Below are 12,163 nucleotides of genomic sequence, written 5' to 3' on the forward strand. Positions count from 1 at the left end.
GATGACAGACTTAGTAACTATATCCAAAGAAGTACCAAAAAATTCCGCCTTGAGTTACGAATTTCTACGAGAAGAAGGAATTAAGTTAATTCAACAATTAGGAGGAAACACATGGACAGACCATAATATCCACGATCCAGGTATTACAATATTAGAACAAGTATGCTATGCTATTACTGATTTGGCTTATCGTATGGATTATGATATTAAAGAGTTATTAGGTAGTAATACCAACAGTTCCTATACCGATTTGTATAGTGCTGCAACCATATTGTCTACAAAACCAGTTACTTTACTAGATCTGCGAAAAATAGTAATGGATATAGAAGGGGTAAAGAATGCTTGGGTAGAAAAAGTAACACAAAACGAGATAACTAATGAACTGCAAGAAACGTTTGTACCCAAAGGGTTGTATCGTGTATTTGTTGAATTAGATCCCTTGTTTGAAATTACAGGTACTCAATTATTAACGAATGTAAAAGATAGATTGCAAGCTAGTCGTTCCATATGCGAAGATTTTGAAGTAATAAAAATTCTAGAACCTCAACAAATTAGATTAGAAGGAGCTATTGAAATTGCAGATACGGTAGATGATATCAATCAATTGGTTGTAGCTATATTGCATAGAGTTGCTACAAACTTATCTCCGCAAATTCCTTTCTATACCTTACAGCAGTTGTTAAAAAAAGGAAAGAAAACTGAGGAAATCTTTGATGGCCCATCACTTGATCATGGGTTTATAGATGAAGCCGACTTACTAAAACACGAAAGAAAAAAAGAAATACAAACCTCAGATATTATTCGTGAAATCATGGATGAGGTGGAAGTTTTAGCTATTGATGAATTAGCCCTTGCTACAGGATCTAATCTAGTTAGAACTTGGATCTTACCACTAGATACCACCAAAGTTCCTAAACTTGATGTAGAAGGTACCTTAGAAAAATTGCTTTTTATGGCAAAAGGGCTTACCGTAAATCTAGATAAAGTACTTATCAAAACCTTATATAATGAAAAACAAAAAGAAGGATTTTCTAAAAAATTACCCATAAAGGAACGTGATATTATTACAGAAGAAACAAAGGAACAGCATTTAGAAAATTATTTTTCTATTCAAAATCAATTCCCTTCTAATTACGGTATAGGAGTGATGGGATTACCAGATTCAGCACCAGAAAGTAGAAAGGCTCAAGCCAAACAACTAACTGCTTATTTGGTGTTTTTTGAACAACTCTTGGGCAATTATTTCTCTCAGTTAGCCAATTTTAAAAAGTTAATGAGTTTTGACGATCAAGATACACGTACCTACTTTAATCAGTCGTTACTTGATAGTGTTGCTGGTTTAGAAGATGTTTTAGTAAGCAAAGAAAGTTATGAGCAATATCTTGAAGAAAGGACAGCAGATTCTACCGAAGAATTAAAACGTAAAAACAAGTTTCTAAATCATTTATTAGCTCGTTTTGGAGAAAAATTTACAGGATATGGTATGCTGTTGCAAGATGTTTCTGAAACTACACATGCTACAGATAAAAAGTTGATTAAAGACAAAGTTACTTTCTTAAAAGAGTATCCTATTTTAAGTGCAAACAGAGCTACAGCGTATGATTATACCAAAACCTATTGGCAAAATGATAATATTTCAGGTTTGGAAAAACGTATTGCTAGAAAATTAGGTATTGAAGAGTATACTCGTAGAAATCTTGGAGATGGAAATACAGAAGGTTTTCATATGGTAGAACATATTCTATTAAGACCACGCAAATCTTATCCATTTGCTCTTAATGTATCCTACAGTCCAAAAGAAATTATCAGTTTTGAAGCTGTAGAAACTAATGTTGCAATGACACGATGTATGGTTAGCAGTCATACATTAAAAATAGGTGAAGAGATACAAATTTCAGCTAACGAAATCTATCAGGAAAATTATACTATAAGTAGCATTGGAGATAACTATTTTGAAATAGAAGCCCCTTTTCAAGAAGCAACTGCTACTGGTCTTTGGCAACATGAACAAGATATACGTTATTTTATTAAAACAGCAAACATAGGTGTTTTTAAAGAAGTTGCTTCTTCATCAGATCGTACGTTTTGCGAAGTGGGTAAAAACAGCTTACAAGTAAATGATTTTATAGAAATAACCAGAACACAACACTATAATGGTGTGTACCAAGTACTCGCAGTATTTGAAAATGGTTTTGAAATAGCGGTACCTTTTAGCGAAGGAGAAACTACTGGAAGATGGATGCCATTGGCAATACCAAATGATCCTTATTCCTTACAGTTGACTTTTGTGTTCCCAAAATGGATGGAAAGATACCAAAATACTTCCTTTAGAAAATTTGTGGAGCAAACTGTAAGAGAAGAGACACCAGCACATATCACTGCGTATATTAAGTGGTTTGATAGTACAGAAATGCAAGATTTCGACAAAAGCTTTCAAACCTTTTTAGGACGTATTAATAACCAAAAATAACAGTTTATGATCCGTCAAAAACATATTATTAATAAGCAGATTTTAGAAATACAACTGCCTATAACAACAAATGTATTTGAGGAACAGCAAAAGTTGAGTACCTTATATAGAGAAAAATGGATACCTATAATTGATACTTTATTGACTACTAGTTTTGGAGGAACCCAACAAAAATCGTTACAGATTGATACATTAACTATCGATTTAGGAGTGTTAGAAATGAAAGACCTAACCACTGTATTTGAAGAAAAACTGAAAGAAGAACTCGCAGCTGTTGTGATTTCGCAATCCGTTACCGAAGTAGAAGCAGAAAAAATATCCGAAACAAAAAAAACACCCTTACGCATCTTGGGTTATTTTCTAAAAACGAGTCTATTACCTTGGTGGGCTACTGCATCTAGCAAAGTATTTTTGCAAGAACAAGTAGCAGTATTGATTCAAACACGTGAGACTGGTTTTATCAAAATGCTATCCCAACTTCATCTCAATACAGTATATCTGGAACGATTTTTACTCACTTGTACAGCAGAACAGATTTTAGAGTGCCTTCAGTTATTGACTGATATTTCCCTACACAATTTAGAATTGGTAAAACAAGAAGGACTAAAAGAAGTAAAAGAACAACTAGCAAAAAAGAAAAAAACAGGGAACAATAGCAAGATAGAAATTACCTTTTGGAAAACTGTTTTTCACCAGATACTGTTAGTTGAAAACTATGAGAGCTTACTAAAAGAAAGTGTAGCACAAACCCTTTTAGCATTAGGAATTCATTCCACAAAAGAACACACTGAAAATCCAAACAAAAACAGACATCAAATTCAAGTATTGATAGAAAAACAACGAAACGAACATCTTGATAATTCCGTCTGGCAACAATTTTTTAGTCAACTAGCTGTATTTGCACTCAGCTCTTCTTTTTTACAAGTACCATCTCATTTATTAAAGACGTTTGAGAAATTATTGGTAAACCTTGATTTAGAACAAAATAAGAATAAACAAGAATTGGCTCTAGCAAAAACAAGTTTAGAAAAAAGTAGTGCCAGTTTAACAGAAACCCTGCTGCTACCTATTGCACAACATGTTCAGTTGATACAAAAAACGATCCAGAAACTACAACCAGAAGCTAAACCTATGGTTATTGAACAATTGCAATCGTCTTTTGAAGATACTGATTTTATTACGGTGCAAAATGCAGGATTGGTACTTTTATGGCCTTTTCTACCACGGTTTTTTGAAAATTTGGAACTACTAAATCAAAAGGAATTTAAGGATGTATTTGCTAAAAATAAAGCCGCTTGTCTGTTACAATATATAGTAGAAGAAGACGAGGAAAGTCTATTTGAAGGGTTACTGCCATTAAACAAAGTACTCTGTGGTATACCTCTTTCTGATACTGTTCCAGTGGAACCCTTAAAAGAAGATGAAAAAGCTATAATTGATGGTTTATTACAAGCTGTGATGCAACGAGGACCGCATTGGAAAAACTTATCCATAGCTGGATTTCGTGCCTCTTATTTGCAAAGAGAAGGATTGCTACGCAGTCGAGACGGTCATTGGCTGTTACAAGTCAAAAAAGAAACTTATGATATTACCTTAGAAAAATTACCATGGAGTTTTAATACTATAAAATTACCATGGATGAACGAAATTATACTAGTAGAATGGATGTAGTTGTTTTAAATAAAGTAATCGAACAGAATGCAGTGGTCGTAACCCGAGAACTAGAGTGGCTAAACCTAGTTATAGAAACGCAGTTGGCACTTCATTTCCATCAGGAAACACCGTATCAATCGATAGCTGAGTTGCCTGTTCCAAACATAGCCCATGAAGAAGGTTATTATGCCGAATTTCTGCAAAAAAACCAACTAAACCCAGCAGAAAGGTTGGTGCTTATATTGGCATTGGTACCTCATATAAAACCAGCAGTATTGGATATTCTAATGACCAAAAATACCCATTATGACCGAAGGTATAGTGAGTTTGGAGGTCTCTTTTTAGAAGGACATTCAGGTTTAATTCCTACAGCAGAAACCGCTCTGTTTATTTTGGCAGGAGACGATTTAGGAAAACGCTTGAGCTATCATTATATTTTTAGCCCTAATCATATTTTGACTAGCAGTCAGATAATCAAAGGGGTTGGGCAGAAAAAAGGGATGCCTAGACTTAGCGGTACTTGGTTGGTTGCCAATGAATATGTAGAACCTCTTATAAGCGGTGAACCCTATCATCCTTCTTATAGTGAAGACTTTCCAGCGCAACTAATTACCACAAACATGGAATGGGATGATATTATCGTGAGTAAAAAAACGGCTGAAAGTTTACTGGAAATTCAGCAGTGGGTGGAATATGGAGATATATTGATGCATGACTTAGGATTAAGCAAACTCCTAAAACCAGGGTATAAAAGCCTTTTTTATGGTCCACCAGGAACTGGTAAAACCATGACGGCAGCCTTACTTGGAAAAAGTACTAATAGACCGGTTTATAAATTAGACCTCAGTATGGTGGTTTCTAAATACATTGGAGAAACCGAAAAAAACTTAGCCAAGGTATTCGACCAAGCAGAAAAGTACAACTGGATTTTATTTTTTGATGAAGCTGATTCCCTTTTTGGCAAACGGACACAAGTAACTAGTGCTAATGACCGTTACGGAAATCAAGAAATAGGCTATTTGTTGCAACGCATAGAAGATTTTCCGGGTGTTGTTATTTTGGCATCCAACCTGAAAGAAAACATTGACGATGCCTTTACCCGTCGTTTTCAATCGATGGTAGCTTTTCGAATGCCTAATGCAGAAGAACGTTTTCAACTGTGGCAACAATCTTTTTCTGCTAAATTGCCCTTAGATCCTGCCATAGATTTAAGAGACATTGCCGAAAAGTATGCCTTAGCTGGTGGTGTGATGATTAATGTAGTACGAAAAGCCACATTAAGAGCCGTAACCCAACAACAGCAAACCATATCACAAAAAGAACTTGAAACCGCCATACAGCAAGAGTTACAAAAGGAAGGTATTATTTTGAATGGATAAAAACCGTGAATTTGAGTAGTTAGTATAAAAGCATCTCGATACATTTTTTGTTCCGCTATTGCTGCACAAAAAACACTCGATGTGACGCAAAAAAAGTAAAACATGCTCGTCAGGCGGAGTGATTTTTCGGAATGCTAATGGAGAAAAATTGTATCGTAACCCAATATAATAAAAAGCAAATAAGTTATGAAAACACAAAACGACATAACCCAAGAAAAAGAAACTACTCCTGTACAAAGAATACAACAAGAAGCTAGCGATGGTGGTACGGCACAATTGGTAGACAACCGAGAATCTACTACTATTCAGCGTAAGTTGCAAGACTCCATGAGTGCTGCTACAGAGAATACTACAAATCCAATACAACGAAAAAATAACACAGGCTTGCCTGATAACCTAAAAACAGGAATAGAAAATCTTTCTGGTTATAGTATGGATGATGTAAAAGTACATTACAATTCTAGTAAACCAGCACAATTGCAAGCTCATGCTTATGCACAGGGAACAGATATTCATTTAGCATCAGGACAAGAAAAGCATTTGCCTCATGAAGCTTGGCATGTGGTACAGCAAAAACAAGGACGAGTTAAACCTACTAAGCAATTAAAAAGTAAAGTTAATATTAACGATGATACAGGTTTGGAGAGAGAGGCGGATGTGATGGGGGATAGAGTAGCTTCAGCTGTATTTCAATCATTTCATAATAAATCAGTATCTACAGGGGGAAGTGCTAAACCCTCGTCTAGTTTTATTGTACAAAGAAAAGAACAAGGAAAGAAAAAAAAGTCTAAAGAATCTCAGCTAAGTAATCTTACCTCATTTGGTCCGTTTTCTAGATATTCTAAACAAAAAAAACAGTCAATAGAAAGAATGTTAACCACATTATTTATGAATTATGGAGTTTCTTATAAAACTGCCAAAAATGTCAAAAACCTATTGGTCAAGTTGAGCATAGATGATCTTCGAGTCTTGGAAGAAAACATGAATAATCTGATCGGAAATGATGTAAGTATTCAAGTAATTGAGAAAGTATTTTTACCTCTTACAGGGATTAATTTGTTTGAACAAGAAGAAGAGAACGATAATAAAGAGACCAACGAACATAAACTGAGCATCAAAGCATTTCAAGAATTATTCTCACTAGGTAATATCCTTGGAATAATTCTATTGTCTAATGGTGATGCATTTTATAATACGACCAGCGAACTACCGAGAATTATAGATCGACAAAACGTCAAAGAATTAGATAATATTTCCGCACAATTAAATGAAGTAGATGTTAATAAGGGAGCAAGACTATTAGAGATTATCAATGATATAAATAAAAATGGCACAGAAAGGTCATTGTTGGATTTAAATATTGCATTGCGTAGCGTAAACTCGCCAAAAGAGAATGTAATCCAAGAACTTATAAATAACCTTCCTAATACAGAGGAAGCACTTGAAGCCGTTGAAAAGCTAGAAGATGAATTGATAACAAAAAGTGATGATACGACTATAGGGCTAACCATTAATTTACATAAGATATTTCATTTGAAGAAAACCGAAATATTGGAGACTTTGATAGAGAATGAAGTTAATAAAAAAGATGCAAACCCTTTACTTAATCCATTAAAAAGTATAGGTAAGGAGAACTATTGGAAAATGTTAATTGATGGGAATGTCCATAAGTATAAAGACAAACACTTTTACAACAGATCCAAGGGTTTTATGGCATCTATGATGAAGGGGCTCTACCTAATTGTTAGAGAGGCTGGTAACGAGTTATCCGTTGATTTTCTGACACTACTGCACGATAAAGCTACTTCAAAAGTGACAAATGAAGGAATAGAGGGAGAAATTTTAGAAAAACATATAGACTTTGAGAATCTTGAAAAAGATACTGATTTAATCATAGACAAACCATTATTCTTAAATGCTAAATTTCTTCAAACCCCAGGGATTAAGAATCAAAGTAATAGATGGGGTATAAATCAGGGAACACCTGAGGGGAGCAAAGAGTTGGGCGAATTAATAGCTGATTTAGACAAGCAATTAAAGAAGTCTTATTTTCTTAAAGACCCTGGAGGAAATGGAAATAGTTGGCATTCAGGTAAAGGAATTAATGTAGAAAAATCAACGGAAAAATTGCTTCAATATTCCATCGATAGATATAATGCTGAGATTGGAAATGCAAAGACTAAGGATGAAAAGTTGGAAATCATTATTGACTGCTGCCGGCGATTAGGTGTCATTCACCCATTTTTAGATGCCAATGGACGGACCATTCAAATATTGCTACTAAACAAACTACTACTCGATAATGACCTTGCTCCAACGGCTATGTATATGCAGGATTTTATGATTGGAAGATCTAAAAAGGAGTTAATACATCTTATTAAACGAGGTCAACAATATTTAAGAGATGAGGTTTCTACGATCGACCCATCAGGTAGTTTGACTAAAATTAGCCTCTCGTTATCAAATGCTTGGGTGTCGATGAAATCTTTTTTTAAAAACAAAAAAAAGAAGGAAATGACAGATGTTATAAAACACTTTGATCGCCTAAATAATCCCGGTGGAGGAGATTGTCTGTTCCATTCAATTTCGCAATTGCTTCAACATCACCGAGGATTAACAATAAGTGCATTCAAACTCCGGAAGAGTGTAATTAAATTCTATCGGCAGAAAGAAAACAATGCGTGGAACATTATCACTGAAGGTAGAAGAAGTGTCAGAACTGGGGAAAATACATTTGACAACCAGAAAAACTATTTCAATTTTATGAAAAAGGAAGGAAGTTGGGCTACTGATTCAGAAATAGGCGCGTTAAGTGAATTATACCATATAAACATTTGTATTGTACAACCAGGGAATCAATACCATGAGGTATTTACTGGATTTGGTAAAAGAACTTTTGTTCACGCCGACTCGCTTCTTAATCTTCAAAACACCATATGTATTTATCATCAACAAAATTTACATTTCGAAGCACTTGTCCTTAACAATGGCTAGTTTGCAAAATATACCTATGAAAACACATACCGATAAAACCCAAGAACCCAAAAAAGAAACTATACAACGTGTACAACTAGAGTCTAGTAATGGTGGTACAGCACAATTGGTAGACAACCGAGAGTCTACTACTATTCAGCGTAAGTTACAAGACTCCATGAGTGCTGCTACAGAGAATACTACAAATCCAATACAACGAAAAGCCAACAAAACAGGCTTACCAGATAACCTAAAAACAGGCATTGAAAATTTATCTGGTTATAGTATGGATGATGTACTTGTACATTACAATTCTAGTAAACCAGCACAATTACAAGCTCATGCTTATGCGCAAGGCACTGATATTCATTTAGCACCAGGACAAGAAAAACATTTGCCTCATGAAGCTTGGCATGTGGTACAGCAAAAACAAGGACGAGTTAAACCTACTAAGCAACTAAAAAGCAAAGTAAATATCAATGATGATGCGGGGTTAGAGAAAGAAGCCGATGTGATGGGAGAAAAGGTAGAAAACCCAAAGGCATTCAAACCGTTAAGAAAAACAAAATTGTTAACATCTCGATATACATCAATACAAAGAAAGTTAATACCCGGTGTTAAAGATGGATATGACCTGAAAAAAGCGAAAGAAGAATTAAGAGAATTAGAAGAAAAAATATTGAATTTTACAGATGATAATGACAGGGTGCGACGACTTATTCTGAATCCAGATGTAGACATTATTGTAAATTTTTCTAATGTGGAGGATCAATATGGAGGGGCTTATTATAATCCGAAAGACAATTCTTTAAACATAAACATCAATCAAACCGAGTCAGTTCCAAAGAATGAAAACAGGGAGCGTATACTAGATACAAGCAAAACTCCCCCGCAGTCTAATTTCAAAATTGTAACGCCATCTAAAAAGAATAAAGGTACTCATTTTGGTTATATGTCGGCTGCAACAACCCTATACCATGAGTTAGGTCATTTTGTACAATTTGATCAATTAGGAGCTTCCGCAAGTGTAAAAGCAGATTCCACTGCTGGTCAATATTTAATTGAAGCACATAATATACTAATAACAGAAAATAAAATGGCTTACCAGACTGGAGAGCCATTGCGCACGGACTATCGCAGTACTGAAGGATTGAAAAAAAATGAATTACCAGAAGATTTTAGCCAACGTGTTGATTTTATTTCATCTAAAGAAGGTTTTAAGACAGTAAATCCTCGTGTTGATAGAGTAATTGGTCGTTCTGCTACAAAAGAATTTTTGGGTTTATTTTTAGATTATTTTACTAATACTATTGGGCCCTGGTATGAAAAAGAACTTAAAAATAATTCTACTGAGTTGTTTAAAAAAGAATATGAAACTATAGTAATACTTTTTATGGATGCCTATTGGGTAGTGGGTAAGAATATGAGAGAGTCGCAGAAGGGGTTACTTTTAACGATGATGGATAGTGTTTACTTATTAATAAAAGGGCATGATTCTGAATCTGAGATCTTGCCTCCGCAGCCGTAAGGTGTGCTGTCAGAGAGTCGAAAGATTCTTATAGCTATAAATAAGATGATAGGAGTTAAATATACTGATTCTGTTTACAGAAGCTAATTCCCGCTCTACGAAGTCTCCTGACTTCGGAGCATTAAGAACAAAGAGAATAACACAACGTCACAAACAATAGTAGGCTTTCCAAAAAAATAAAATAGCAAAATATTTTGTTTTATAAACTATGAAAACACAAACGGATATAACCCAAGAACAGCAAAGTTGTCCTACACAAAGAGTACAGCAAGAAACTAGTAATGGCGGTACAACACAATTGGTAGATAACCGAGAGTCTACTTCCGTTCAGCGTAAGTTGCAAGACTCCATGAGTGCTGCTACAGAGAATACTACAAATCCCATACAACGAAAAAATAACACAGGCTTACCCGACAACCTAAAAACAGGTATTGAAAATTTATCTGGTTATAGTATGGATGATGTAAAAGTACATTACAATTCTAGTAAACCAGCACAATTACAAGCACACGCTTATGCACAGGGCACGGATATTCATTTGGCATCTGGACAAGAAAAGTACTTGCCTCACGAAGCTTGGCATGTAGTACAGCAAAAGCAAGGACGGGTAAAGCCTACAAGGCAGTTAAAAAGTAAAGTGACTATTAATGATGATGATGCGTTAGAGAGAGAGGCAGATGTAATGGGAGGAAGGGCAACACAGTTCATCCCTACTACAGTAGTGGAACCCACACAGTTAAAAATTAAAAAATCAATAGGTTCCAATTTTGTGCAGCGTTATAAAACAAAAGAAAAAGGTCTAACCGTAGCTGGAGAGCTTCACAATAAATCACCACAGCATAGAGAAATTGAAGGGGAGTTTGCTAAAAATATCAAGAAACAAGAAGGAGATACTAAATCTGACAAATGGATTTGGACAGAAGACCAAATGCCTGGAATTAAGGAAGGAGAAGCTATTAAAAGTGAGAACCCTAAACATTTAGCTGTTAGTGACATTGATAGAATCAAGTATTATTATACTATTCTTATAGAAGAACTAAAGAAGGAGGGTACAACTTCACATGGTTCCTTAAAAGTATATATAAAAGCAATTGTCACTGCGAAAAGTGAAATAGAACGAGATTTAGAAAATGCAGGTATTCGAGATACTAATCTGTTTAGCGAGATTCAAGACATGAAGAATCATGATTTTACTAGATACCTTGTATTATGTGAAACTGATTTTGAAGAGGGTGATAGAAAAAAAATTTTAGAAGAGAAAGATAAAGAAGGTTTTATTAAAATTATTGATAATATAGATATAGCTATTAGTAAATTGATAAAAGATATTCCGCATGGGAGAGAAATATCTCATAATTTCATTCGTTCTAGAGCGATGCATGAATTGGCTAATAAAAAACGCGAGGTAAATGGTATTTGGTTAATTGGACAGTATCATGTTCAGGAAATTCAGGAACACTTTAGAAATACTATTAAATATGATTTGGTTTCTATTTTTGATTTCAATGAGGATATTAGGGAATATTCAAAAGGACTTAAAGGAAATCAAGAAAAGGATATAGGAAATAGGATGGGAGAGATTGCTATAGCAGCTAGACTAATTAGATCGAGTATAGATCACTTAAAAAAAGAAGAAAGAAAAGAGACCGATGATCGGTTTTATATTGAAAGGTTTGTTGATAGTATTTATACTTTAAATGATATACAAGAAAAAGACATTACAATTAGTAATCCTATAAAAAGTATTATAACGGAGATCAATAATAAATTTGCCTTTATGATTTTATTTAGGGGTATGAATGATGCTTTTTTTACACATCATCGTAATGCTGTACTAAAAGTCATTACAAATAAAAATTATGAAAGGGTATGTGAACTAGAAGAATTGAGTAAAGGCGCTAGTATTTTATAACCAAAAGATAGAAGTATCAGAATCAAATAAAAAGCGAAGCAAAATAGATTTTTTTGGTTCGCTTTTTTATTTGTTGTAATTTATAGTTTTCGTAGCTATAAATTCAGTAATTGATATATTGAGTTTAGTGTCTGTTCTATTAAATTTAGTAATTGACATATTAAGTTTAGTATTTGTTCTATTAAATTTAGTAATTGACATATTAAGTTTAGTATTTGTTCTATTAAATTTAGTAATTGACATATTAA

General features: G+C 34.2%; 6 protein-coding genes. All 6 read left to right on the top strand.

The window, feature by feature from the left end; all coding sequences use genetic code 11:
• Position 1 precedes the first annotated feature (1 nt).
• The 6 genes from FIA58_RS00170 to FIA58_RS00195 all read left to right on the top strand — a co-directional run bounded on the left by FIA58_RS00170 (position 2) and on the right by FIA58_RS00195 (position 11,915).
• Entirely contained in the window at positions 2–2,470 is a 2,469-nt protein-coding gene (locus tag FIA58_RS00170; RefSeq protein ID WP_140958790.1) for a hypothetical protein, read from the top strand.
• Between the two features lie 6 nt (positions 2,471–2,476).
• Entirely contained in the window at positions 2,477–4,141 is a 1,665-nt protein-coding gene (locus FIA58_RS00175) for a contractile injection system tape measure protein (RefSeq protein WP_140958792.1), read from the top strand.
• Entirely contained in the window at positions 4,132–5,502 is a 1,371-nt protein-coding gene (locus tag FIA58_RS00180; protein WP_165928817.1) for an ATP-binding protein, read from the top strand. Before FIA58_RS00175 ends, FIA58_RS00180 begins: the two co-directional genes overlap by 10 nt.
• 186 nt (positions 5,503–5,688) lie before the next feature.
• Positions 5,689–8,496, top strand: coding sequence for an eCIS core domain-containing protein (locus tag FIA58_RS00185; RefSeq protein ID WP_165928818.1), 2,808 nt, complete (start codon positions 5,689–5,691; stop codon positions 8,494–8,496).
• Complete coding sequence (locus FIA58_RS21270) at positions 8,477–10,003, top strand: eCIS core domain-containing protein (protein WP_208022730.1); 1,527 nt, start codon at positions 8,477–8,479, stop codon at positions 10,001–10,003. The genes FIA58_RS00185 and FIA58_RS21270 overlap by 20 nt, the downstream gene beginning before the upstream one ends.
• Before the next feature lie 208 nt (positions 10,004–10,211).
• The gene (locus FIA58_RS00195; protein ID WP_140958796.1) at positions 10,212–11,915 is read left to right on the top strand and encodes an eCIS core domain-containing protein; all 1,704 of its coding nucleotides are present in this window, start codon (positions 10,212–10,214) and stop codon (positions 11,913–11,915) included.
• Positions 11,916–12,163 lie beyond the last annotated feature (248 nt).

It is taken from the genome of Flavobacterium jejuense (assembly GCF_006491595.2).
Taxonomy (GTDB): domain Bacteria; phylum Bacteroidota; class Bacteroidia; order Flavobacteriales; family Flavobacteriaceae; genus Flavobacterium; species Flavobacterium jejuense.